This is a genomic window from Streptomyces sp. LE64, from assembly GCF_052606915.1.
In genome coordinates this window covers 5,434,408-5,458,763 of the sequence record NZ_CP199708.1, presented here as the reverse complement: position 1 = coordinate 5,458,763, position 24,356 = coordinate 5,434,408, and the positions used below count along the sequence as shown (strand labels likewise).

General features: G+C 67.2%; 21 protein-coding genes and 2 pseudogenes. 4 read left to right on the top strand and 19 right to left on the bottom strand.

Going from position 1 to position 24,356, the window contains the following annotated elements; genetic code table 11:
- Window positions 1-70 precede the first annotated feature (70 nt).
- From ACSMX9_RS24395 to ACSMX9_RS24385, 3 genes are all read right to left on the bottom strand, one after another.
- The gene (locus ACSMX9_RS24395; RefSeq protein ID WP_445396970.1) at window positions 71-1,243 is read right to left on the bottom strand and encodes a tyrosine-type recombinase/integrase; all 1,173 of its coding nucleotides are present in this window, start codon (window positions 1,241-1,243) and stop codon (window positions 71-73) included.
- A gap of 128 nt (window positions 1,244-1,371) precedes the next feature.
- Complete coding sequence (locus ACSMX9_RS24390; RefSeq protein WP_445396968.1) at window positions 1,372-1,674, bottom strand: helix-turn-helix transcriptional regulator; 303 nt, start codon at window positions 1,672-1,674, stop codon at window positions 1,372-1,374.
- Window positions 1,675-1,796: 122 nt separating this feature from the next.
- Complete coding sequence (locus ACSMX9_RS24385) at window positions 1,797-2,495, bottom strand: hypothetical protein (RefSeq protein WP_445396966.1); 699 nt, start codon at window positions 2,493-2,495, stop codon at window positions 1,797-1,799.
- 622 nt (window positions 2,496-3,117) lie between these two features.
- Here ACSMX9_RS24385 and ACSMX9_RS24380 point away from each other — a divergent pair.
- Window positions 3,118-3,912, top strand: coding sequence for an IS5 family transposase (locus ACSMX9_RS24380; RefSeq protein ID WP_445402961.1), 795 nt, complete (start codon window positions 3,118-3,120; stop codon window positions 3,910-3,912).
- Here the strand turns inward: ACSMX9_RS24380 and ACSMX9_RS24375 are convergent.
- Entirely contained in the window at window positions 3,860-4,399 is a 540-nt protein-coding gene (locus ACSMX9_RS24375; RefSeq protein ID WP_445396964.1) for a hypothetical protein, read from the bottom strand. The two genes, ACSMX9_RS24380 and ACSMX9_RS24375, sit on opposite strands and share 53 nt — an antisense overlap.
- A gap of 185 nt (window positions 4,400-4,584) precedes the next feature.
- Here ACSMX9_RS24375 and ACSMX9_RS24370 point away from each other — a divergent pair.
- Window positions 4,585-5,364: pseudogene (locus ACSMX9_RS24370) on the top strand (IS5 family transposase).
- A 48-nt stretch (window positions 5,365-5,412) separates the two neighbouring features.
- Here the strand turns inward: ACSMX9_RS24370 and ACSMX9_RS24365 are convergent.
- From ACSMX9_RS24365 to ACSMX9_RS24340, 6 genes and pseudogenes are all read right to left on the bottom strand, one after another.
- Complete coding sequence (locus ACSMX9_RS24365; RefSeq protein WP_445396962.1) at window positions 5,413-7,197, bottom strand: Shedu anti-phage system protein SduA domain-containing protein; 1,785 nt, start codon at window positions 7,195-7,197, stop codon at window positions 5,413-5,415.
- Between the two features lie 27 nt (window positions 7,198-7,224).
- A pseudogene (locus tag ACSMX9_RS24360) lies at window positions 7,225-8,004 on the bottom strand (IS5 family transposase).
- 399 nt (window positions 8,005-8,403) lie between these two features.
- A complete protein-coding gene (locus ACSMX9_RS24355; RefSeq protein ID WP_445396960.1) occupies window positions 8,404-9,552 on the bottom strand; it encodes a helix-turn-helix domain-containing protein in 1,149 nt (382 codons plus the stop codon).
- A 69-nt stretch (window positions 9,553-9,621) separates the two neighbouring features.
- Window positions 9,622-10,230: a hypothetical protein gene (locus ACSMX9_RS24350; RefSeq protein WP_445396958.1), complete on the bottom strand. Its 609-nt coding sequence runs from the start codon at window positions 10,228-10,230 to the stop codon at window positions 9,622-9,624.
- Between the two features lie 791 nt (window positions 10,231-11,021).
- Window positions 11,022-12,926 carry a UvrD-helicase domain-containing protein gene (locus ACSMX9_RS24345; protein WP_445396956.1) on the bottom strand — a complete coding sequence of 635 codons (1,905 nt, stop codon included), beginning with the start codon at window positions 12,924-12,926 and terminating at the stop codon, window positions 11,022-11,024.
- Window positions 12,923-14,803 (bottom strand): ATP-dependent nuclease, encoded by a 1,881-nt coding sequence (locus ACSMX9_RS24340; protein WP_445396954.1) that lies wholly within the window; start codon window positions 14,801-14,803, stop codon window positions 12,923-12,925. Before ACSMX9_RS24340 ends, ACSMX9_RS24345 begins: the two co-directional genes overlap by 4 nt.
- Before the next feature lie 429 nt (window positions 14,804-15,232).
- Here ACSMX9_RS24340 and ACSMX9_RS24335 point away from each other — a divergent pair, with 429 nt between their 5' ends.
- Window positions 15,233-15,583, top strand: a complete 351-nt coding sequence (locus ACSMX9_RS24335) for a hypothetical protein (RefSeq protein WP_404056182.1) — start codon at window positions 15,233-15,235, stop codon at window positions 15,581-15,583.
- 3 nt (window positions 15,584-15,586) lie between these two features.
- Here ACSMX9_RS24335 and ACSMX9_RS24330 read toward each other — a convergent pair whose 3' ends face one another.
- Complete coding sequence (locus ACSMX9_RS24330) at window positions 15,587-15,967, bottom strand: hypothetical protein (RefSeq protein WP_445396952.1); 381 nt, start codon at window positions 15,965-15,967, stop codon at window positions 15,587-15,589.
- 499 nt (window positions 15,968-16,466) lie between these two features.
- On the opposite strand from ACSMX9_RS24330, the gene ACSMX9_RS24325 reads away from it, so the two are divergent.
- The gene (locus tag ACSMX9_RS24325; RefSeq protein WP_445396950.1) at window positions 16,467-17,426 is read left to right on the top strand and encodes a hypothetical protein; all 960 of its coding nucleotides are present in this window, start codon (window positions 16,467-16,469) and stop codon (window positions 17,424-17,426) included.
- A 1,073-nt stretch (window positions 17,427-18,499) separates the two neighbouring features.
- On the opposite strand, the gene ACSMX9_RS24320 is transcribed toward ACSMX9_RS24325, so the two are convergent.
- From ACSMX9_RS24320 to ACSMX9_RS24285, 8 genes are all read right to left on the bottom strand, one after another.
- Complete coding sequence (locus ACSMX9_RS24320; RefSeq protein WP_445396948.1) at window positions 18,500-19,270, bottom strand: SDR family oxidoreductase; 771 nt, start codon at window positions 19,268-19,270, stop codon at window positions 18,500-18,502.
- Window positions 19,271-19,387: 117 nt separating this feature from the next.
- Window positions 19,388-19,915 carry a hypothetical protein gene (locus ACSMX9_RS24315; RefSeq protein WP_445396946.1) on the bottom strand — a complete coding sequence of 176 codons (528 nt, stop codon included), beginning with the start codon at window positions 19,913-19,915 and terminating at the stop codon, window positions 19,388-19,390.
- A 109-nt stretch (window positions 19,916-20,024) separates the two neighbouring features.
- Window positions 20,025-20,555 carry a hypothetical protein gene (locus ACSMX9_RS24310; RefSeq protein ID WP_445396944.1) on the bottom strand — a complete coding sequence of 177 codons (531 nt, stop codon included), beginning with the start codon at window positions 20,553-20,555 and terminating at the stop codon, window positions 20,025-20,027.
- A gap of 13 nt (window positions 20,556-20,568) precedes the next feature.
- The gene (locus ACSMX9_RS24305) at window positions 20,569-21,501 is read right to left on the bottom strand and encodes an alpha/beta hydrolase (protein ID WP_445396943.1); all 933 of its coding nucleotides are present in this window, start codon (window positions 21,499-21,501) and stop codon (window positions 20,569-20,571) included.
- A 139-nt stretch (window positions 21,502-21,640) separates the two neighbouring features.
- On the bottom strand, window positions 21,641-22,369 hold the full coding sequence (locus tag ACSMX9_RS24300; protein ID WP_445396941.1) for a 2-hydroxychromene-2-carboxylate isomerase: 729 nt from the start codon (window positions 22,367-22,369) through the stop codon (window positions 21,641-21,643).
- Complete coding sequence (gene fabG, locus ACSMX9_RS24295; RefSeq protein ID WP_445396939.1) at window positions 22,366-23,106, bottom strand: 3-oxoacyl-[acyl-carrier-protein] reductase; 741 nt, start codon at window positions 23,104-23,106, stop codon at window positions 22,366-22,368. The genes ACSMX9_RS24300 and fabG overlap by 4 nt, the downstream gene beginning before the upstream one ends.
- Window positions 23,107-23,113: 7 nt before the next feature.
- Entirely contained in the window at window positions 23,114-24,046 is a 933-nt protein-coding gene (locus ACSMX9_RS24290) for a 3-hydroxyacyl-ACP dehydratase FabZ family protein (protein WP_445396937.1), read from the bottom strand.
- Window positions 24,046-24,303 (bottom strand): acyl carrier protein, encoded by a 258-nt coding sequence (locus tag ACSMX9_RS24285; protein ID WP_351246229.1) that lies wholly within the window; start codon window positions 24,301-24,303, stop codon window positions 24,046-24,048. Before ACSMX9_RS24285 ends, ACSMX9_RS24290 begins: the two co-directional genes overlap by 1 nt.
- Between the last annotated feature and the right edge of the window lie 53 nt (window positions 24,304-24,356).

The following is a 24,356-nucleotide window of genomic DNA, read 5'->3' as shown; positions in this document are numbered from 1 at the left end:
ACTTCTCTGGGACTTTGGGCCTGCGGCGGGCTACGAGCCACACTCCACGGGCCCAGCGGGCCGGTCGCGGCTACGCGAAGATCGCGTCGATGGCGGCGCTGCCTCGTGCGCCGGCGCGGGGCAGGAAGTGGGAGTACTTCCGCAGCGTGAACCCGGGGTCGGAGTGCCCCAGCCAGCGTGCCAGGGAGACGACCGATTCGCCGGCCTCCAGTTCCTCGGAGGCGAAGAAGTGGCGCAGGGCGTGGAAGCCGTGCTCCCGGGACGGTTCCCACACACGGGCACCGTCTGCGCTGCCCTCGTCCAGCGCGGCGATCACACCTGCCGTGGCCAGAGCGGGCTTCCACACGTAGGAGTTGAAGTAGTTCCGGTTGATGGCCTTCCGCTCGCGTCCCGTCACGAGGAGGCTGTAGGTCCTGGGCCGTCGGTGCTTGGCCTCCACCGGCGTCTCGGCCGGAGTCGGGTCGTCCCAGGGCAGCGTGACCGGCACCGGCGCGAACTGCTCCATGTGCTGCCGGATGGCCCGGGCCACGCTGGCCGGCAGCGGCACGTCCCGGACCTTGCGGCCCTTCGGATGCGCGAAGCACAGTTTCGCTCGCACCATCTTGATCTGCCGCCGGACGTGGACGACTTGCTTCTCGAAGTCGATGTCGTCCGCTGAGAGTCCGAGCGCTTCCCCTTGGCGGAGTCCGAGACCTGCTCCGATCACGAGGAGGATCCGGTACCGGTCCGGTAGGGCCTCCCGTACCGCCAGGACCCGTTCGGGCGGCCACGCCTCAACCCTGCCAGGGGCCGCGGGCGGAGGCCCGACCGTGCTGGACCGGCATGGGTTGCGTCCCAGGCGACGGTCCTCGACCGCAGCCTGGAGGACGCTGGAGAGCGTCGCCCAGACCAGACGGATCGAGGTAGGACCGAGGTCCTTCTCAAGCCGCTTCTTCCAGTGCCGCAGGGCTTCCGTGCCGATGGCGTTGAGCGGCTGAGCACCCAGGTGGGGCACGATGTGGCGGCGCACCCTCTGCTCAATCCGCTCGATCGTGGACGGGTCACCGCTCTGGGTTGGCCACCAGTGGGTCGCGATGTAGTCCTTGAGGGAGATTGCTCCGTCGCGGGGATCGACGAACTCGCCTCGGCGTGCATCTGTCTGGGCCTGGGCGAGCCAGGTCTTGGCGTCCTGAAGTGCGTCGAAGGAACGGTCCTTGACGCCGGGGATGCCCTTGACTCGGTAGCGGGTGCACTTGCCGTACATGGCGGTGCGGTCGCGTTTGCCGGTTCTCGGGTTCGGGCGCTTCTTCAGCCATCGGTCTTCTATGTAGCCGGCCAGGTGGAACTCCTTTGTGATGAGGCTGACGGCGTTCTGCGTCGCAGGAGGCCGTGTCAGGCGGTGGTAAAGCGGGCGGGACGCTCCTGCGGCCGGACGCTGAGCGGGTTGAGGGCGGGGTTGGAGCGGGAGTCGGCCTGCTCCTGTTCGCGGACCCAGGCGTCGAGGGCTTCCACTCGGTACATGACGCGACCGCGGGGGCCCATGCGGAAGCTCGGCGGTCCCTGACGGCGGTGGCGCCAGACGTAGAGGGTGTGGGGTGAGAGGCCCAGGTAATCGGCGGCGTCCTTCACGGTCAGGAAGGCCGCGCGTACCGCCGTGGGGGAAGCAGTGGGAGCAGGCAAGGGTCGTGCAGGCATCTGGGGTTCTCTGTGAGGGACGGGAGAGGCGAGCCCGGCTGGGCGGAAACCATTGGTTCGCCCAGCCGTTGCCTGTCGTGAGGCAGGGAAGAATCGCGGACAAGCCGAGACCCGGTGTGCCGCTACGGACGCCGTGCGGTCGAAGTCGGCTGGCTCGGCTCAGGAAGGGCCAAGGCGGCTTCGAGTCGGTCCCAAGGGATTTCGTCCCGGGTCGGCTTGCGAAGGCAGTTCGCGAAGCGTTCGGCGAGGCGAGGAGCGCTCATTCCGGCGCATTCGGCCACCGCAAGGATGTGACCCGCCGTCTGGTCGCCGTTCTTCAGCCACGCCGCGATGCGCGCGTCACGGAGAGCCGAGACATGCCTACCGGGCGGCGAGTTCAGTTCATGTGCTTGCAGGGCTGCTGCTCGCGCCTGCTGCCAGGTCTTTCGGTAGACCTGGGCGGTCAGCGGTCGTCCGTTGTCGAGGACAAATATCGCGTCATCAGGGCGGAGATCGCGCCGGGTGGTCTCCTCCTGCAGGATCGCCGCCAACGCGCGGCAGACGGGAACACGCCGTACGGTACCGGCGCTGTCCGGGTCCTTCTCGAGGCGCTGTTGTGCCTGAGGGTGGACCATGAGCCAACCGGTGCCGTCGTCCACGAGTTCCACGTCTCGCACGCGCAGCACCCGGGCCTCCTCCGGGCGCAGAGCCGCGAGAGCGATGGAAGCCAGGAAGGCTCGCAGGGCGAGGCCGTTCTGCGGATCTTCGCTGGCCCGGTCCAGGATCGCGAAGCACTGGCGATCGGACAGATAAGACGTTTGTTCATTGACGACTGCGGTCATGGAAGAACTCCTTGAGGGTGAGGCATGGATAGACACGGCAGTCCGGCCATCCCAGGCGAATCGCACGGCGACCGAACACCATCAATACTCCGAAGAATCGCCGGTTTGGGTAACCGGCGATCCCGTGCTATCTTGCGCCGCTCTCGCGCACTCTTCCGCGAGCTGATCTAGGTTCGCTTGCTTCACCGCACGGTTCCAGTCCTTTCCCGGGTCAATGTGTCTGCCATCGGCGAACCACCATGCTGGCGCCGGAATCACAGAGGCCAGCAAGTCGAGTAGTCAGCCCTGAACGAGCGGAAGCACCGGAACAGAGCAGGTGTCTTCTAAGCACTCACTCCTTCAAGCTTGTATCAGAAGCCGTATCTCAACCGATCATGGAACGCGCGGTTCGAACAGGCTTCCCACCCGGGTGATCTTCCCGTTGTACGCGCATGAAGACAGGGCCTCTCGGTAGCTCGGGGATGCGAATCTGATCGAGCAGTACCGGGAGGCCCTGGTGTCCTTGTTCTACGTGTCCGAGCCCGTCCAGTTCAACTCGGCCGCACCATCGTGTGATTGCCTCGCGCACGTGTACGGCAACGCGGCGGACCATCCCGACCGGGTGCGGCGGTATCCGTCGGACATGACGGACGCGGAGTGGGCGGCCGTGCGGCCGTTGCTGCCGGTCCCGGCCTGGCTGAACGGGCGGGGTGGACGCCCCGAGGGTTACTGCCACCGCCAGCTGCTGGACGCAATCCGCTACCTGGTCGCGGGCGGGATCTCCTGGCGGGCGATGCCCGCGGACTTCCCCGCCTGGGGCCGGGTCTACGCCTTCTTCCGCCGCTGGCGCGAGCACGGGCTGATCACCGAGTTCCACGACCGGCTGCGCGGGAAGGTCCGTGAACGCGAAGGCCGCGAGGCCGAGCCCACGGCAGGGATCATCGACGCCCAGTCGGTGCGGGCCGCCGCGACAGTACCGGCCGCCTCACGCGGCTACGACGGCGGAAAGAAGGTGCCGGGCCGCAAGCGCCACATCGTGACCGACACCCTCGGCATGCTCCTGGTCGTCGCGGTCACCGCCGCGAACATCGGAGACCGGGACGCCGCGGCAGGACTGCTGACCCGCCTGCGCCGCCTGCACCGCGACATCACCCTCGTCTGGGCCGACGGCGGCTACACCGGAGGCCTGGTCGACTGGTGCCGGGACAAACTCGCCCTGACCCTGGAGATCGTCAAGCGCACCGACGACATGACGGGGTTCGTGGTGCTGCCCAGACGCTGGGTGGCAGAACGCACGTTCGCGTGGTTGATGAACTCCCGTCGACTGGCCCGGGACTACGAGACGTTGCCGGCCAGCAGTGAGGCCGTGATCCGGTGGTCGATGATCACGCGGATGAGCCGGCGTCTGGCACGGCCACAGGCCGCCGGCCGGCACTGAACATCCCCGACGCCTCCAAGAGGAGCCACCCACGTTCCGCCAGGCGCCTGGCCTTCGACCGCACCCCCTCGACCTTCCCCGGCGCCGCCCCAAGGCCCAGCTCCGCCGCGATCTCCTTGGCCTTCACCGGTCCCTTGCCCGCGGACCGCCGCTCCTCCAGCACGCCCAGAATCCGCCGGTAGTCGGGCGCGAGCACGGCCACCGACAACCCGTCCCGCCAGGGCGGCACCACCGACCCCGGCACCGGTGAGGACACCGCTTCCTGCTTCGCCTCGGTCACGGCAGTCGTCTCGGCGGCGGACACGGCCAGGGCCTCGACCAGCTCCTCCCGCGCGATCACCCGCCGGTCCAGCTCGATCTCCGCGGCCTCCAACACCTCAGCCAACCGCGCGACTTCCTCCCGCAGCCCCTCCACCCGCACCCGGGCAGCCGCCTCCCGCTCCTCCAGCATTCCCAGCACCGACGCCACCGCGCACCCCTCGCCCATGAAGCGAACACAAGACGCGACATGCCTCCCTCACCCCGAGCTAGACCATGCCTGACCAGCAGAAATCAACCGATCACGTTCGGTTGAGATACGGCCTCTCACGATCTTGTTGAAGTGTGCTGATTGGCCGTGACCGGTGTGACGATTTGGCCGTTCGTGCCGGTGTGAGTACTCGGCCGTGGATCATGGACGACGACTTGTGGGCGCTGATCGAGCAGCTCCTGCCGCCCTGGCCGGAACGGCCTCCAGGGCCTCGGCCAGTGCCGGGCCGGCTCTGTCTGTAGGGCATCCCGTTCGTCCTCTACAACGACGTAGCCTGGCAACTCCTGCCCCTGGAGCTGGGCTTCGGCTCGGGGCAGACGTGCCGGCGCCGACTGGACCGGTGACAGAAGAGAGGAGTCTTCGACCGGCTGCACCGGATCCTGCTCGGCTGAACGCAGCCGGCGAACTCGACTCGTCGCGGGCATGCGTGGACGGCTCCCACATCCGCGCGAAAAAGGAGACCCGACACCGGTCTGTCGCTGGTCGACCGGCGCCAGACCGGCAGCAAGCACCACTTGATCTGCGACGGCCACGGCACCCCACTCAAGGTCACCACCGCGGCGAACGTCAACGACGTCACCCAAACCCTCGCTCTGGTCGACGGCATCCCACCCGTCGCGGGCCGCCCCGGCCGTCCTTGCCGCCGACCAGACGCCCTGCTCGGCGACAAGTGTTACGACTCCAACCCGAACCGGAACGCGTTGCACGAGCGCCGGATCCTGCCTGTCATCTCGCGCAAGGGATTACCTAACATCAAGAGCAGCGGCAAGCTCCGCTACGTTGTGGAGCAGACCTCTGCCCTGCTCCGCAACTTCAAACGCATCGCCGCCCAATGGCAACGACGCACCGGACTCCACGACGCCTTCGTCTCCCTCGCCTGCAGCCTCATCCGCTACCGACGCCTCGAGAAGACCCACTCATAATCAGGCTACGAGCTAATAGAGTTGTCCGCCTGGATTAAAGCGTACTCGTCAAAGTTCGCCCCCGATACCAGGATTTTCGAGGTCATTCTCGTCGAAGCGGAGTGCCTCTTCCGCTCTTTCGATCAGATTCATGTAGGTCAAAACTTGCACCCGGCCCTGGTCCGCATTGTAAGAACGGATGGCATGAGTGACCATCTGCCGAGTGACGCCAGGCACCTCCACGAGATCGGGATTCCCGATCACAACAGTTCCCCGCGCACGAAGAAAATCGTATTCAAGGGAATCTTCGGTGCGGTAAATCGTTTGTAGGGTTGCTCCCGAGTCATCCATTTTCTGAATGTAGTTCTTGCATTGACTCACCGCCTCGTGCACCTCGTTCGACATGATCAAACTACCGCGGTATCTTCTGACGAGCGGGACTCCGGGCCTCTTGAGTTCCACGACATGAACGCTTTGGTCAGCTCGCACGAGAAGAATGTCGTGCTGGTCACGAGGGAACAGGTCACGTCGCGTCGAGATTCCTGTGTATTCGCCCCCGAAGATCCAGTGATTGGATTCGATTAGCCGTTGAACTACAGATTCCAGCGTACTTCTTTCACTGACGGCCTCGCGAAGCTTCTGCAGTAGTTCGCGGCGTTGCCTGATGACCTCTAGCTGAGCGGATCGGTGGTACTTCTCGGTCGAGTCCAATGCGGGAGCGATGTTTCCGTCCTTGCGGTACGTGACAACCTGGATCCGCACATCCTCATCGGCCTGCAACTCAAGGGGTCCGGATTCTCCATGGGATCCCGTCGCCGTCATTACGTCATAGTGCCCACCACCCGTCCAGTTCACCTCGTGTGTGATTCCGCCTGGATCGCTACCGCTGATTACTTTGTCCAGACGGTCACGCACAACGTTCAACTCGCCGTCAATAGCGAGCCAGCAGCGGTTCGTTTTGTGCGCGACTGCAGCGGCCGTTCCTGAGTCGCCGAAATAGTCGAATACCAGGTCACCGGGTCTGGTCGCGATCGTGAGGATACGCTTCAGTAGTTGTTCCGGCGACGGAGTCGACCGGTGCACTTCATCGAGCAGTCCGATTAGGTGCTGGCGCGCTTGAGAGCTTGTCCCCACATCAGCCGAACTCCATAGCGTGTTGGGCGGCCTGTCCGGCGCCTCCGATAGATGGAGCTTCAGCTTTGGGCGACCGGCGGCCGACCATGCGATACGCGCATCGAGATCAAGTTTTTGGAATTCCTGCTGCGTGAGACGCCAAGACCGGCGGTCAGGTGGTTGTACAGCGGTTCCGGACGGACCTACCACTTCGTAGCGCAACTCCTCACGCGACCCGGGGTAGGACAGGTCAACCGTTCTCCACGGCCCGCGGGGATCGTTGTCAGGGTTTTGGAACCTCGACTCTGATTCGACTGTACGAGGGAGAGGGTTCGGCCGCCACGCCGAGGCATTATTAGCGAAGACAAGTAGGTAGTCGTGACTGCCCCTGAAGTGTGGGGAATGATTCCTTGGAGGCTTCTGAACGACGACTGTAGATAGGAAGTTCGATCGGCCGTAGACCTTGTCCATGAGCACGCGGCAGTCAGCGAACTGTTGATCGTCCACGTGTACCCACACAGAGCCGTCAGGAGAAAGCAGGTCGCGCACCAGACGCAGATGTACCTGCATCATGCCGAGCCAGGTAGCACGGCCAGGAGCCTCGTCGTTCTCGAACCCCCACTGTGCATCCCACGGCGGTCGCATATATGCCGCCTTGACCCTGCCTCGATACTGGCCGGTGGCCTTCAGTGTACGAAGTGCGTTCTCGTTGCCACCATGGATGAGCAGGTTATCCGCCATTTGATCAGCTTAACGCTCGTAGCCTGATTATGAGTGGGTCTTCTCGAGGCGTCGGTAGCGGATGAGGCTGCAGGCGAGGGAGACGAAGGCGTCGTGGAGTCCGGTGCGTCGTTGCCATTGGGCGGCGATGCGTTTGAAGTTGCGGAGCAGGGCAGAGGTCTGCTCCACAACGTAGCGGAGCTTGCCGCTGCTCTTGATGTTAGGTAATCCCTTGCGCGAGATGACAGGCAGGATCCGGCGCTCGTGCAACGCGTTCCGGTTCGGGTTGGAGTCGTAACACTTGTCGCCGAGCAGGGCGTCTGGTCGGCGGCAAGGACGGCCGGGGCGGCCCGCGACGGGTGGGATGCCGTCGACCAGAGCGAGGGTTTGGGTGACGTCGTTGACGTTCGCCGCGGTGGTGACCTTGAGTGGGGTGCCGTGGCCGTCGCAGATCAAGTGGTGCTTGCTGCCGGTCTTGCGCCGGTCGACCAGCGACAGACCGGTGTCGGGTCTCCTTTTTCGCGCGGATGTGGGAGCCGTCCACGCATGCCCGCGACGAGTCGAGTTCGCCGGCTGCGTTCAGCCGAGCAGGATCCGGTGCAGCCGGTCGAAGACTCCTCTCTTCTGTCACCGGTCCAGTCGGCGCCGGCACGTCTGCCCCGAGCCGAAGCCCAGCTCCAGGGGCAGGAGTTGCCAGGCTACGTCGTTGTAGAGGACGAACGGGATGCCCTACAGACAGAGCCGGCCCGGCACTGGCCGAGGCCCTGGAGGCCGTTCCGGCCAGGGCGGCAGGAGCTGCTCGATCAGCGCCCACAAGTCGTCGTCCATGATCTACGGCCGAGTACTCACACCGGCACGAACGGCCAAATCGTCACACCGGTCACGGCCAATCAGCACACTTCAACAAGATCGTGATACAAGCTCTTCGTTGTTAATGAGATTGAACTCATGGAGCCGTAGGGGCTGACGGCTGGTTGCCCGTGCGGTATCACCGGAGCATGCGGTATGCACAAGGAGGCGGCCCGACAGCCGAACGGCAGCGTTTCCGCGAAGAGTTACAACTCCAGGTGGCCGAGAGATTCGACCGGAACATAACAGACGCCCCTCGCTGAACTTACGGAGGTAGAGCAGACGGCACAGGGAACGCAATCAGCACCGGACAAGATGGGGCCTCGGTGCTTCCAAGCCCCAACCTAAGCAGAGAGCTGCCCCATTCAAGCGGCGAGCTCAGGGCCTAGCGAACGCGCGTGCGGGATTTGACGGCAAACTAGCGGCTACAGAAGGAGGTGAGCTGACTGCGGACAGGTGTCGCGTGGTAGTGGGTGCGGTTTGCTGTCCACCGCCGACAACGGTTGTGAGCGTGAGGCCGAACAGAAGCCTGTTCATCTCCTCGCTAGTCAGCCCCAATTCCGCGGCTACGGCAGAAGGCTTCACACCCTTTGTGCGCAGCGCCGCGAACACCTTGGTCAGCACCTGCGATGTTTCCCGCTCCCCCATGCCCTCGGGTTCGGCGGAACGGTATCCCAAGCGGCTCAGTTCCGCGCAAGTGGACCTGTACTGCCAGTCCGTGAGCAGGCCCAAATCGTGCAGGCGGTACGTCAGGGCCATAGCGGAGACCTTCCAGATCCGCTTGCCGCGGATGATCTGGTCGACGTGGGCGCCCGACGGCATGTGGCCCAGGACGCTTGCCCTGGGCATGAGGAACGCGGATGCGAAGGCGTTCGCCTGGCGTTCGGCTTCGGGACCCGAGCAGGCGTGCTCGCTCCCATGCATCACGAGGTGCCCGAGTTCGTGAGCGGCGTCGAAGCGGCCTCGTTCGGCCGATTTCAGGGTGTTGAGGAATACGAAGGGCACGCCTTCACGCCAGACGGCGAACGCGTCGACCTCGGCGTGATCGGGGTCCAGGGAGAACACGCGCACTCCATGGGCTTCCAGGAGGTGCACCATATTGGGTGCCGGCGCTTCCCCAAGTTCCCAGCGGGTGCGGACCATCGCGGCGGCCGTTTCCGGATCCGGCCTGCCCAGGGATGGCACGTCCACCATTGGAAGTCGGAAGCTCTCAGCGATCCAGGCGTAAAGCGTCGCACCGAGCGTTCCTGCGGCTCGAGCGGCATCCAGCACTCGTGGTGAGGTCTTGCTGCGTGCCCGCCACGAGATACCATCGGCGGGGAGTTCCTCCAGTGGCGGCCCTTGGAAGAAGGCTACGGGGAAGTCCAGGGCGCTAGCCAGCTTGTTCAGGGTGGTGGAGCGCGGAACGGTTCGCCCCGTTTCGTAGTTCGACAGGCTTTGCAGCGAGATGCTAGACCGGTCCGACAACTGGGCGAGGGTCATCCCTCTGCGCTTGCGTGCCAGTGCGATGCGGGACGGGGTCACCATGTGGGGGCTGCCTCAGCTATCGTTGGTGCCTGGTGGGGGCGGCGGACTCCGACGCCCCCACCATCGGACTCAGTGAAAATCGACAGGGATGTCGATCTCCCCAGGTCCATCATCGTTCAAAGGTTCGATTCCGTCCATCGTGAGCGCTGGAAGCGGAATCCGGCTTCCCCATTCGACCACGAATCCGTCCACAAACCTCTTAGGCCGCGACAGCTCGCAGTCGACGCGTACCGCGTCCCCGACCTTCGTGCGGTACGACAGAAGAAACCACGTCTTCAGCGCGGCTGCTTCCTCCTCGCTGAGCGACACGCCCTTGGGCCCTGCGCCCGCCACGAACAGAGCGGTCTGGACGTGTGCCGCCCCCTCGCCCTCGTTGGCTTGAGTGACCTGTCCGGTGGCAGCGCCCCTACGGCGCCCGTTCTTCGGGAACAGGCTCGCCTGACCGGTGGCCGCGTCACCGGCCATGACGCCCATCGCCATCGACCGATCAGCGTTGCAGACCAGTTCCAAGCGGCCGTGCACGAGCCGCGCCCACCCCTCGCGCTCGATATGCAGCTCCCGAATGGTGCGGACGTGGGCCTCGTAGGCCCTCCGCCCGCCAGTTCCCGTCGGGTCGTTGGGGACTGCGGTTCGCCGCGCCGCCTCGCCCGCGCGCAGAACATCGTGCAGGTACTCCAACCTTGTCCCCATTCCGCCAAGCTGAGCCTGAACGTCGTCGGGCTCCAAGGGGGACATCGACAGGGAGAGCGGCAAGAGGACCTCCGATACACGGCAGTTGACTGGTGGAGATCCTACCTCAAACAAGGGTCCATCTTTATAAGATTATGCGGCTTCGCCGCTGCGAACGGCGTCACTGGTTGCGAGCGAAGCGACCAGCTGCGCCCTGCCATCCGCGAACCTGTGCCCTCCCCGCAACGGCGGAGGGGCAGCAGTGCCCATGCGCCAGTGCCCATGCGCCCGAGGTAGAGGTGTCGTCCTCGGACGGGGAAGACCCGATCACACCTCCGGCGACTACCTGACGTCGGACATCCGATGGGTTCTGAACCGCTCCTCCTGCCGTTCACCCGACTCGCGCTTGCATCCTCGGAGATCGCGTGCCAGGCCCCTCCGCCCCATTCAACGAGGCCATTTCCCTTCCCACCTGAGACGTTGTTGATGTGAGAGATGAACAGGCAGCCACCCGCGAACTCTCCGAACTCAGGCCCCAGCTCTTCGACTTCTCTTGGGTCTCTTCCGGCAGCGAGCCGTTTGCCGTCCTCGTCGTGCATGACGCGCTCTCCCTCGGAGGCAGCCGTCCGTACGCAATTCCTCCCCCGTGATCATTCGCAGGCCGCTCGTCCAGCCTCCAAGCCGGCCGCCTCCGGGCGGACATTCGCAGCCGTTCACGAACCATTCCCTCACGCCCCGAACCGGCGTGAAGCGGCAGAGACGATATCCACGCACCGGGAAGGACGGCGGGGCGGGTGCCGTCAGTGCTCGGTGAGGTCCCGGATGTCCCAGCCAGCGCCGGTCAGTGCGTCCGCGTAGTTTTTGCTGCGGTCGCGGTGGGCGGCGAGCACCAGAAGGTGGGTTGGGCGTGTCGCACCGACGAAGACGAGCTGCACGGCGGCCTGGACGCTCTTCAGCTCCCGCAGCGGGTCGCTCCTTTCGGCGATCATGCGCAGCGCCTCGGTCACGTCGAACTTCTTGCCTGTCTTCTCCAGGCACTCCAGGATCAGTGTCGCTGCATGGGTCTCGCCCTTCGCGCTCTGGATGGTCCCGGGTACGGCGCGCGCCGCCGGTACTGCGGGGACGGCCGCGGGAGCGGGCCCGGGAGCCGCGCCTACCGCAGCAGCGGGGATGTATTCCATTACAGCCTGGCGTAGTTGGCAGCCGTCGAGAAGCTTCAGCTGGATGGCCAGCTGCTCGGTGGCCTCTCCCCAGCTCGCCGCGTCGAACTCGTGTGCGTTGAGGAGGAGTTCACGCAGCAGGATCCGCACCCTGCCTCCGGTCGTCGCCATCGACCTCTCCAGGCGGCCGAGGGCCGGGAGCCCGTCGCCGGTCGGCGACGAGACGGACGCGCGCACGGCGTTCCACAACTCGGTGGCTGCTTCGTGGCTGTCCGGGCCCGTTTTCCACCGGGCGCTTGCCGCGCGGGCCGCGCCGATCAGGGTGCGGTGAGCCGTCGGGGTGCTGGTCGGGGTGTATCCGGGCAGGTAGCAGGAGATCGACTGCGGGTAGACGGGCGACGTTTTCGGGTTCTGTCGCGCACCCAGTACACGCGGTGGACGCCGCACCAGGACGTCCTCGGGGACGGTCACAGCGGCCATGCGCTCGAAGGTCGGTACGACGTCGGACACCGTGGTCTCGTCGAACAGCAGAACCGCCACCTGGCCGTCGGGGCCGACTCCGCGGACCTGCTGGGGCCGCCGGACGGCCAGGCGGCTGGCCACGGCCGCGATCTGCGGCCCGAAGCGCCGGCTGGCCGGCAGCTCCGGGGCCCCGGGCAACGGGAACAGGGAGGCGGGCCCTCCTGTGGAGGCCGCGTCGTTATAGATGCCCTGGTTGGTATCACCCACCCGCTGCACGACGGTGGATGAGGAAGCGAACACGAGGTCCAGCAGTTCGTGCTGGGTGGCGCTGGTGTCCTGCGTTTCGTCGAGGAGAATGAACGGGAAGCGCGTGGTGACCGCGGCAGCGATACCCGGATGCCGGGCAAGATACTCCTGGCCGATGGCGTACATGTCCTGGAAGCGGAAGACGCCCCGGCGTGCCAGAGTCCGTTTGAGGTGGTCCAGTTGTTTGCCGCTAGATGACTGAGCGCCGAAGGGCACATCTCTGGCCGCTCCGGTGACCGCGAGTTCGCCGTCCCGGTAGGTGAACGTCGCCCCGGTGACGATGCCAGTGCCCTGGTGCTGGCGTTCCACATAGTTGCGTAGGGTGGAGTATTCGGGGCGCTGCAGGAGCCGGAGGGCTGCGGTCTCGAAGGCCGCGTCGTCGATGGACCGGACCTCCACTTTTCTGTCCCGCACGGCCGGCAGCGCGAGGAAGGTATGCACGAAGGACTGGATGGTGCCGATGAAGTGCGGATAGCGCAGCAGGCTGCGTCCTGCGGCGAGAAGGCCCACCCGGTCGGCAATCTCGTTCTTGGCCGTGTTGGTGTGCGACAGCACGCACACCCCGCGTGTCGGGGAGGTCCAAGCGTCGGCCATCAGGGCGAGCTTGAGCCCGATCAAGGTCGTCTTGCCCGACCCCGGGGCGGCCTGGAGGTCCTGCGTGCTCTCGCTCTGCAGGAAGTCCCACTGCTCGGCATCGAGCGGGTCCAGCCCCAGGAGCTTCACCATGGCCTCCACCTTGTCCGTGGCGAAGGCATCGGGCAGGTAGGTGCGGTTCACGGGGCCTCCTCGCCGCACAGGTACGTGAAGGCATCGAGCAGGTAGGGCGGGACGTCGTTGCGAACCAGCGGCGTCGAGGCGAGCAGCTGGGCGGCGAACTGTGCGGTGATCGGCTTGCTGACGTTGTCCAGCTTGAGGGGCCGATAGATCTTCAGGGCGGCCTCTTCCAGGGAGAGGCCCTGCCCTATCCACGTGTCGACAACCCGGTCGGCCCGTGCGATGGCTTTCTCCGTCTTGTCGGCGTCCGGCCAGGACCGTGCTGCGACGGATGCCAACTTGACCGCTCGGTACATCAGCCTGGCCATGGTCCAGGACGTGACCGCGAGGTCGTACTCCAGCGTCCACCAGTCGGACACGAACGTCTTCACCGGCCCGTCGTCGCCGGTGGTGAGCTTCGTGACGTACGCGGAGATCTCCTCCTCCGTCATATCCGTCCAGCGCGCGAGCTTGCCCCTCATATCCTCGGGAGTGCCGGCGGGCACGAGATCACGGTCGCGGATACAGGCCACGCGGACCGGGATCTGCTCACCGTCGCGCTGGAAGACCCGGCTGTAGCGGAACAGGCCGACGTGGCCGACGTTGACCACGCTGATCCCGTGTTTGTTGAAGGGCATGCCCAGGGCGTCCGCGAGCGCGGGCAGGAAGATCGCCTCGGCGTCTCCCTCGACCATCGCCAGCCCCCGGGCGAAAAACATGTTCGCCTTGGTGACGTCCAGGAAACGGGTCAGGAACGCGTAGTCCTCCTCGGTCAAGCGCGTCCTACCGCGCCGCAGCGGAAACGTACGTCCCCGGGCGACCAAGGTCAGGCACTCGACCGGCGTCGAGGAGGCGAGGTTGGGGCTGTGGGTGGTGAGGATGACCTGCACAGGTGCCCTGTCACCATCCTGCGGCTTCTGCGCCTTGTCCCGTATCAGGTCCATGATCCGGGTCTGTAGCTGAGGATGGAGGTGCGCCTCGGGTTCCTCGATCAGCAGCAGGGGAGCCAGTTCGTTCTTGCCCAGCAGGAGGAGCTCCGCGGCCATGAACAGGGCGTTGTTGTAACCGAGTCCGCGTCGTGTCCAGTCGTCGGATGCTGTGAAGAGGTTCAGTTCCAGTCGCTCCAGCGCACGGACCAGCGTCGCGTCTGTGGCAACGCTGATCTTGGCGCGCAGGACGTCGTCACCGATCGCGAACCGCTGCAGGTAGGCCGAGTTGATGTCCTCACTCACCTCCGCGACAGCCTTGTTGTCGCGGATATCGCACTCAGCCCGCCGCAGGATACCCCGCAGGGTCGACGGGGGTTCATCACCGGTCGGGTCGAAGTCGTCGACGTCCTGGTCCTTCATCGCCGGATAGCCGGCCAGGATCTGGGACAGCCGTGACCCGCGGCCCGAGCGCAGTTCCGCCTCCGCATCGCGAAGGGGGCGCAGATAGGTGGCGCGCAGGAGTTCGCGAGCAGCGCCGTCCAGGGCGGGGCCGTTGCCGTCCGGCCCGGTCCGGGTGGTGACCGAGACCCGGTTGCGCAGCGGATCCATCCGCTGAGCCTTGAACGTGACCCACAACCAGGCAGTGCCGTCGCGGTCGTGGGTGAGCAGTTCCAGGAAGACAGCCTGCTCCTCGGTCGACAGGTCAGTGAAGGCGCACCCGATGGTGAAGGTCTCCGTCCTCCCGTCCTTCCCGAGGTGGAAGTCGTCCTGGGAGACCCGGTAGTAATCCGATGCCGCGGACTGCAGGCACAGCCGGATCGCGTCGATGATCGCCGTCTTCCCGCTGTCGTTCTCCCCCACGAGCACATTCGTCCCGGCCGTGAACGACAGGCTGAGCGCATCATTCCGCTCGCCCTCGCCCTGCGCTGCGGGTCCGAAGACCCGGAAGTTCTCGACCTGCAGATGCGCCAAGTACACACAGTCCCCCGCCGACAGAGGCCGCACACCCTCTTCTCCGGAAGGAGCCCCCGGGCGGCACAGCCCTTGATCAATAATTCCCGAATCCTACGCTCTTCGTGCTCCCAGCCCGGGGAAGATCCGGCAAACCGGTATGCGCCAACACCGCGAGGGCAACTCCCCCCGGCGGCGGCAACGGAGCGCGAGGCGCAGGTTGTAGACCGCACGACGCGGAGCGGTGCGTCACAAACAGAAGGGGTCTCAGAGGCTGCTGTTCGCGATCTCTGCGTCAGCCGCGAGGGGGCGGGGTCGGCACCGAAAACCGACCTCGGCGGAGGAGCGGCACAGCGCCCAGGCGCAAGGGGGTGTGATCGCGAACTGGCTCAGCCGGGCAGTACCTTCAAAGGGCTCGGTATGGGATTCGAGAGCAGAGGAAGGGACAGCATGTCGACAGACAACATGTCGATAGGCAAGCGGATGCGGCGCGAGCTCGGCCTGATGGCAAGGGACGCGGTCAAGGAGAGCGCGCGCGCCGCCTACCGCCAGGAGTACGAACTCGGTTTCGACGATGCCGCCCAGACCTGTCTGCGTGTCCTGTCGGAAGCCTCAGACGAGCTGTTGGCGAAGATGAAGACCGGGAACTTGTCCAAGCAAGAGCAGGCGCTGTACGCGCGGCTGGAAGAGCTGAAGGAGGAAATGGGCGACCGGCTCCAGAGCGCCTGGGGAACGGAGCCTGCTGGAGAAGCCTTGCCGCAGCCGTCCGTCAGCCGCCGCCAGCAAACCCGGCTGCCCTGAGGGTCACTTCCCAGGGTCGGCCCCGTACGTCACGACATCGGGCACACTGAGGGACATGCCAGTGGTGCAGCCCTTGCTCCAGGCTTTACGCTCATCCCCTTCTAAGCCCTCGGGCAGCGCGTCTGCGCACTCCCGCTGCCCCACGGAGACGGGGTATCGAGTGTCGGGGCCGCCTGGGCGGGTGCACATGTCCTGCCGGGCGGCCACCTCCCCACCGGTCGTGCAGTACGTGAAGTTGGTGTCGATGACGCGCTTCGTGTAGTCCGTCGCCGTCCGCTCGCCGAACCGATAGCCGTCCCAGTACCTCGCGGACTTGTCTTTCTCGGTGGTGCAGCCGGCGAGCGCGAGAGCAGCGAGGGCGAGCGGTATGAAGGTGCGTCGCATGTGCCGGAGCATACGAGAAGAGCCCCGCCCCTACAGGGGGCCGGGGCTCCGGTCAGACGAGACAGTCCAGAACGCTTCCCTACCGGAGCGCGTCCAGGCCGCTCGCCGAGGCCAACGCGCTCGCCGTGGCCGTGGACGACATAGCCGCACGCTTCCCGCCACGCATCGGCGCCCTACCCCGCACCCCAGCGCCCCCGTCAGCCGCCGTGCCCGCCACACCAAAGCAGCGGAGAAGAAGCAGTTGCTGCTCGCAACCGCCCCGCTCTTCAGTATGCGGGCCGGCACGTATCAAGTATGTGCGGCCACGTTGTTGTCCGAGACCAGCACCGTCACGCTGGGAAGCGGTGGGCGACAGATCTGCTCAGCGATGCCGGGACAGCTGAGCGGACGGGGAAGATCATCAACTGTGATCAGCGAGGCCGGTCTCCTGAGGTCAGGGCAAGAGCGGCCCATGCGCTCTTCAGTCCGGTAACCGCATTGCCGCATGGACAATGGCGTCATGGCCTTGACCGGAGAGAAGTACGCACAGCTCAACCAGAATGAGCCGACCTCGGACGACGCCGGCGAGGGGCGCTGGATTGCGTGCGACGAGTCTGGATGGGATGGGGAGCAGCTCGTCGGCCGGCAGCGCCGTTTCCTTGTCCTCGCGTCCGTCGCCATCGACGACGCCGAGGCGGCCCCACTGATCAACACCCTGCGTAAGCAGGCCCGGATCCAGCAGGCCGGGGAGCTGAAGTTCCGCCTGTTCAAGGACCGCGAGGAGCGGTGGTCCCTGCTGAAGGATCTGTGGGGCCCGGCCGGTGCACTGCACGAACGCTGCTCGGTCTACGTGGTCGACAAGGAGTACGCCGTGGCAGCGAAGGCGATCGATCTGCTGCTGGAGGAGAAGGCGCACGCCGAAGGGTGGAACCTGTACGCGGAGGGCAAGGCGCGCGCCATGGCTCGGACATTGGCGCTCCAGGGACCGCGTGCCCTTCCGGGGGCGCTGTTCGATGCGCTGATGTCCTCGTTCGTGGCCCTGGCTTCCCAGCGCGCCCTGGGACGGGAGGAAGCCGCGTTGGAGGCGTTCTTCGCAGTGGTCGAACAGGCATGGGGTGCCTCGACACGGCGGCCCGTAACTGAGGTGCTGGCCCAGGTGCGCTCCACCCGGCCGTACGCGGCCGCCCTCCACCAGGAGGACTCCCCGTTCCCGTCGCTGGAGATGCTCATCCCTGCGGTGACTCAGACAGCCCGCCGATGGGGACACAGCCTCGGGCTCGTCAGCGTCCTCACCGATGAACAGCGCGTATTTACCGACGACGTCTTTCGCACAGTGCTGCAGTACACCACCAGCCCGATAGGCATGACTCTCCTGACCCGCGAGAGGGGCGCCCCCGTGCACACCATGCTTCGCGGCTCTTCCGCCGACCATCCATCCATTCAACTGGCCGACCTGCTGGCGGGGCCGCAGCAGCCGTGACCGAACGCCACATCGGTAACCCCTCCCCCGCCGCCGAGGGACTGTGGTCAGTCATCGTGCCGTTGGTCGAACAGAGCTCGTTGATGCCCTACGACACACCGGGCCTCCAACTCACCGGGCTTGAAACCCACCGCACGCGGCGGTCCGGGTAGCACCAGCAGGGCAACCCAGACGGGAAGGTGGCCGCCTTCAGTGTGCTCGTGGAAGGAGACCGTGTCGGCGACGAAGTCCGAGAACCTTGCGGCCCTGGGAGTTGCTGTAGAAGAGGGACGAGCCCTACGGGACGTGGGAGGCTCCTGCACGGAACGCTCCGGATCTGTGGACTCCGGGAACTGCCATCTGCCGTTGACGATATATGCGAAGCCGTCGACAGCAACGTCCACCCCGCCTTCGCGCGGACAAAGGAAGAGTCGGCTCTCGTCGTCTTTGAGCGCGGTCACGATCGGACGGAGGTTCCCCAGCCGTGAGGGAACGGGAACTGGATCCCCGCCCTCCCTCGGCCGTTGACTCCGCGCGTTGAGATGCAGGCCATTCCGCAGGAGCAGCCCCGGCCCATCCTACGGAACCTTTTCAATGCGCTTGCCCGCTGGTCCCAGGCCGTGCCGTTTCGCATAGTTGACGACGCACCGCCACTCCGCGACCTCGTCGTCATCAGGGGCGGTGATCCGAACGCGGCCCTCGGCGACGAGCCGTTCGATCAGCTTATGAGCCTTCACCCGCCGGTCCCGCGCGACTGGCCTCTCGCCGTAGGACGTCCGGGGCTGGCTGACCGTTCGACGGCCCATACGCCCGTACAGAGCGGAAAGACACCCGTCAGCAGTGGGATTCCCTGGGACTTTTCTGGGACTTTCGGCCTCATCAAGCTGCACGAGCGTGAAACAGCCGAAAAGTCATTCGTGCAGGTCATCGACCACAAGTCACTCATCGCGGCAGGTCACCGCGTTCCCTGGTCTCTTCCGCGACATCTGATCCCCGGCTGCCTCCGCGCCGTGCCCGACCTCCGGAGAAGGGGGTCGGGCACGGCGCGGAGGCCATGCCCGTCTGCGCACGGCGTCGTCCGTGCGGCGGGCGGTCTACAGCGCGGAGCCCCCCGTGACGTCGACCACCCGGCCGGTCACCCAGCGCGCGTCGTCGGAGGCGAGGAAGGCCACCACCCCGGCCACGTCCTCCGGCTGGCCGATCCGGCCCAGTGCGGAGATGCCGGCCGCCCACTTCGCCGCCTCGGGGTCCCGCAGCCAACTCGCGTTGATGTCCGTGTCGATGACCCCCGGGGCGACCGAGTTCACCGTGATGCCCCGCGGCCCCAACTCCTTGGCGAGGGCGAGGGTGAAGTTGTCCAACGCGCCCTTGGTGGCGGCGTAGGCCATGATCTCGGGCGTGGCCATCCGGACGACGCCGCTGGATATGTTGATCACGCGCCCCCCGTCGCGGAGACGGCCGAGACCCTCCTTCACGATGAAGAAGGGAGCCCTGACGTTGACCGCGAAGACCTCGTCGAACTCGTCCTCGGTCAGTGAGGCGAGGTCCGAACTGGTGCCGATCCCGGCGTTGTTGACGATGACGTCGACCCCACCGCCGGGCGCATGGGCGCTCACCCGCTCGTCGAAGGCGGCCCAGAGTGCCGCGGCGTCCCCGCGCCGGCCCAGCGGGGCGGGCAGGGCGAAGGCGGTGCCGCCCCGCTCCTCGATCCGCGCGACGACCTCGTCGGCCGCGCCCTCCTGCCGGGCGTAGCCGACCGCGACGACGGCGCCGTCCCGGCCGAGGCGTTCGGCGATGGCCCGGCCGATGCCTCGGCTGCCCCCGGTGACGAGTGCGACTTTCCCCTCAAGTGCCTTTGCCGTCATGCCTCTTCCTCCACCTCGGACGTTCGTCCAGTGACGATCAGAGGACGAGGCTAGCGGCTGCCGTTCGAGGAGGACGTCGCACGCGGCCGAGGCACCCGTCGGGTGGGGGGCGGCGGATCAGCAGTCGAGCCCGTTGCCGTCCAGGTCGGACTCCACGTTCACCTCGAAGGTGCGGGAGGGGTCGTGCCGGAGGCTCAACCTGGCCGCTCCACCGGGCATGTCCTTGGTGAAGCACGCCTTGACGGCGTCCACGTCCTCGGGGGACTCGGCCGTCCCGTACGTCACCTCCCGCTCCTTCCAGCCCCCGCCCTCCGCCACCGCGCGGTAGTGCTTCAGCACGGCCGCCTCGTCGAGCTCCGAGTCGTAGGCGCGCAAGGACCCCAGGTACTCGTCGCCGCTGTCGTCGAGACAGCCCGTGTCCGCCTCCTCGAAGCCCTTCGCGGGGCGGGCGCCGGCCGGCGGGGAGTGGAGGACGTCGAGGCCCGCGATCCGTTCCAGCCGCTTCCCGGTCCCCTCGCAGTCGTCGTCGTCCGCCAGCTCCAGCAGGGTGAGCATTCCCGAACCGAGCACGCCCGCGCAGACCAGACCCGCGGCCAGGGCCACCACGCTGCCGACGCTCCATGGCTTCCGTCCCGCCGTGTTCATCCCGTTCCCCTCCCGAGCGGAGCCGACGACCGGTCAGACCGTCGATCGGACCGCGACCCCGACGTACCTTCCGACCCGTCCGCCGCCGCGGTCGTCCGGGCCGGCGTCCTCAACGCCCTTCGGCGAGCTTGCGCAGCACGTGGAGTTGACGCTGCATCATCAGCAGGTCGCCCCAGGCCATCAGCGGTCGGCGGAGTCGGCGCAGCACTCCGTCGTCGTCGCCCACCACGAGCTTGGCCACCAGCCGGGTCACCCCGGGGGACTCCTCGGTGACCCGGTAGGTCAGGGCGAAGCCGCCGAACAGCCTCAGGGCGCGCTCCTTGTCGAGGAGCACGGTGAGGTGCCGGTCCGGCTCGAACTCGACCAGCCGGAAGATCGTCATCACGCGTTGCCCGACCTCCAGGCGCTCCGCGCCCGGGGTGAGTCGGCGCGGGCTGCGCCGGCCCAGGTTGTCCAGCAGGTCGTAGCTGTAGGGGGCCACCTTGAGCTGGCACAGCCACCGGAAGACGGTCGCGGGGTCGGCCCGGACGGTCACCGCGCGGACCCAGTGCTCCCGCGGCGCCACCAACAGGGTGTCGCAGGGGTAGGACGCGCGGACCTCCGCCTCGTGCGCGCCCCAGACCCGGGGGATGCCCGTCATGTGCACCACCACGTCACTTGAGGGCGTGCCGGAGGAACTCCAGCACCGTGTCGACGTACCGTTCCCTGGCTTCCTTGAGTCCGAGGAGGTGTCCGACCCCGGGCAGGATGTGCGCCTCGGCGTGCGAGTAGCGGCTGGCCAGGGCGTCCACCGAGGAGGCCGGCAGGATGCGGTCCTCCTCGCCCGCGATGAACAGCAGCGGAGTGGTGGCGTAGCGGCCGGCGGCCGGCGGGGGCCAGTGGGAGCGCAGCATGGCCTTGCCCGCGCGGCACAGGGTGGCCTCCAGCGGGTAGCGGGCGGGCCTGGCGCGGAGCGGGGCGGGGACCGGGAGGACCCCGGCGTCGAGGAAGTTGGCGAAGAGCGGGCCGAGTTCCTCGCCGGGACCGCTGTCGCAGATCACCGCGTCGACCTCGACGTCGGGGTCCCGCAGCGCGTAGAACATCGGGAAGGTGGAGAAGGAGAACCCGTACACGGCCACCTTCGCCGACCGGTGTTCCTCCCGGGAGCGCAGCAGCCGCACGGTCGCCAGCACATCGGTGGTGAAGCGGTCGCTGAGTCCGGTGACCGAGCGGTCCTGGCTGCTGCTCCCGTGGTTGCGGTGGTCGAAGAGGCAGACGGTGTACCCGGCGTCGTGGAGGAACTTGGCGTGGCCGAGGGTGGCCGACTTGCTCAGCCCCATGCCGTGTCCGATCACGACGACGCGTTCGGGGTCCTGGAGGCAGAGCCAGGCGTGGACGTGCTTGCCGCCGCCGACCGGGACCCGCAGTTCCTCGGGTTCGGGCAGTCCCACGTCCACCGGCTGTTTGTGGTGTCTGCGCCGCGGCGGGTGGAAGAGCGCATAGGCCAGCGCCAGTCCGCACACCGGTGCCAGCGGCGATGCGAGCGCCGACAGGGCATGGGTCACGGGCGAGAAGCGGGTCGTGCTCTCACCGACGGCTCGTGGCATGTTTCTCTCCTTCACCCACGTGGACTTCCTCGCTGCTACGCGGGGGGTGCGACGCTCGGACGACGTCCTCGGGGGCCGGGTGCGCGACCCGGCCCGCCCGGGCGCCCCGCCGTTCGCGGGGCGCGCGGCCGGGGAGCGGTCACCCGCAGCCGCCGGCGTGCCCCTGGTCCCCGCCCGGGCTCGTGGCCGGTCGCCCGACGTCCTGTGCTGCGGGTGCCGTTGCCGTGCTCCCGCGGACCGAGGCGGCGAACGCCTCCAGTCGGTCCACCCCCCAGAACTTGTCGAAGCCGTGGACGAGGAACGGGACCCCGAAGACGCCGTCCCGGTGCACGTCGAGGAGTGCCGCCACCCCGTTGCGCCGCGCCCCGGGGTCGTCGACCGCTGCCACCAGCGGACCCTCGGGCACCCCCAACTCCTTTGCCATAGCGGAGATCGTATCCGAGTCGCAGATGTCGAGACCTTCCATCCACCTCTTGCGGTAGGCGAGTTGGATGAATTCCGGCCCCCGTCCGAGGGCCGCCGCCGCCAGGTAGGCGAGGTGCGGAACCTCCCAGTGCGGGTCGCGGTCGACGGGCCAGGTCGACTCCAGACCGCGTTCCCGCACCAGTCGACGCACGTCCTGGAGGATGTAGAGGTGCTTGGCCCGGGACATGGCCACGTAGGGGAAGTCCCCCCCGGCCTCCGCCAGCAGGGTCCGCGACCGCTCGTCCGGTTCCCAGAACGGGCGCCACTCCACCCGTTCCGCCACGTCCGGATGGTGTCGCAGCAGGTCGTGGTGGGCGAGCCAGGAGTACGGGCTGCGCAGCGAGAAGTAGAACCGCGGCGCCTTCGCCCCGCGCCGTCGGTGCCCGCCCGCCGCGCCGCTCACAGGACGATGCCGCCGTCGATCTGGAACACCGAGCCGGTCACGTAGGTGGCGCGGGTGAGGTACGAGATCAGCTCGGCGACCTCCTCGGGGCGCCCGAGGCGCCGCAGCGGGATCTGCCCCACGGCCTGTTCGCGCACCTTTGCGGTGAGGCCCGCGGTCATGTCGGTCTCGATGAATCCGGGGGCGACCACGTTGGCGCGGATGCCGTAGGGGCCGACCTCCTTGGCCACGGCCTTGGTGAAGCCGATGATGCCGGCCTTGGACGCCGAGTAGTTGCTCTGCGTCGGGTTTCCGTGGACGCCGGCCACCGAGGACACGTTGACGATGCACCCCGACTTGCGCTTCATCATCTCGAAGATCGCATAACGGCACACGTAGTAGGTCCCGTTGAGGTTGACGTCGATGACGCGGTTCCAGTCGTCGTCCTTCATCATCAGCAACGGGTTGTCCCGGACGATGCCGGCGGAGGTGACCAGCACGTCCAGCGCGCCGAACTCCTCCTGGGCCGCGGTGACCAGGGACTTGGCCGAAGCGGGGTCGGAAACGTCGGCCCGGAGGGCCAGCACTCGTACTCCGCGTTCGGCGATCTCCTTCTCCAGGGCGCGTGCGGCCTCCGCGTTCGCGGTGTAGCAGAAGGCCACGTCGTAGCCGTCGTCGGCGAGCCGCAGCGCGGTGGCCCGGCCCAGGCCGCGGGAGCCGCCGGTGATCAGTGCGGTGCGGGACGAACTGTCGGACATGTGATCCCTACCTGCTCTCTTCGGCGCGCACGGGCGCCTGTTCGGTCAGTTCGGAGGCCGGGCGCATCGCCATGACGACCCGTCCGATGGTGGCCACCACCCGGCCGTCCACCACGCACTCGCCCTCGAAGACCACGGTGTCGGAGAGGGCGCGGGACAGCCGCACCCGGTGCTCCATCACCTCGCCCGGACGGACGCGGCGGGCGAACCGGATGTCGGAGATGCTCCCGAAGAGCATCACCTGGCCGCTGAGCACGTCCGGGTTCGGGCGCTCGGCGGCGATCAGGATGCCGGCGGACTGGCACCAGGACTCGACCAGCAGGACCTCCGGATAGGCGTGGTCGTCCTCGGTGGCCGCCGGGGGCAACTCCTGGTACCAGGGCTCGTTGCAGGTCACGGCCTTCTGCGCGACCAGGTGCGCGCCGTCCGCCCGGCTCAGCACCCGGTCGACCAGCAGCATCGGGTACCGGTGCGGGAGCACCTCCTTGATGGCGGCGGTCCCCATCGCGGTGTCGGGATCGGAACCGGCCGTCCCCGCGGTCGGGACGGCCGGGACGGCGGCCCCCGCCTCGTACCGCAGTCTGACCTGCGCGGCGGTGCCGCGCTGCGAGGCGACGACGGCCTTGCAACGTCGTGCGTCCCCGTTCCGGGACCAGGTCAGTCGGATGGTCATCGTGTCCCCGGGGAAGACCGGGGAGAGGAACCGGGTGCTCTCCACCACGGTCAGCCGCCAGGCTCCCGGGGCGCCCTCCGCCCGGTCCGGCAGCGCGGCGAGCGCGCTGCGGTGGACGTGCTCGACGATGCAGACGCCCGGGAAGATCGGGAACCCGGGGTAGTGGCCGGCGAAGACCCGTTCCCCGGACGCCACCGTGACCACGGTGGCGTCCGGGGAGGCGTCCAGCGGCTCGGGGACGCCCTCGACGGGGGTGCAGGCGGCCATCAGCCGACCCCGAGCTTCCCGCCGAGCAGGTCGTAGGCCCGCTGGAGGGTGGTGACCTCCTTGAGCTCGTCCTCGCCGAGCTTGACGTCGTACTTCTTCTCCAGGACGACCATGACCTCCAGCGCCATCAGCGAGTCGACGCCGAGCGTCTCCACGAAGTGGGCGTCGTCGGTGAGTTCCTCCTCCTCCACGTCGAGGATGTCGGCGACGGTCCGCCGCAGGTCCTCAAGGTCCAGTACCGGGGTGTTCTCGGACATCGGTGTGCCTCTCTTCTCGTCCGCACTGCATCTGCATCTGCGTCTGTGCCGGC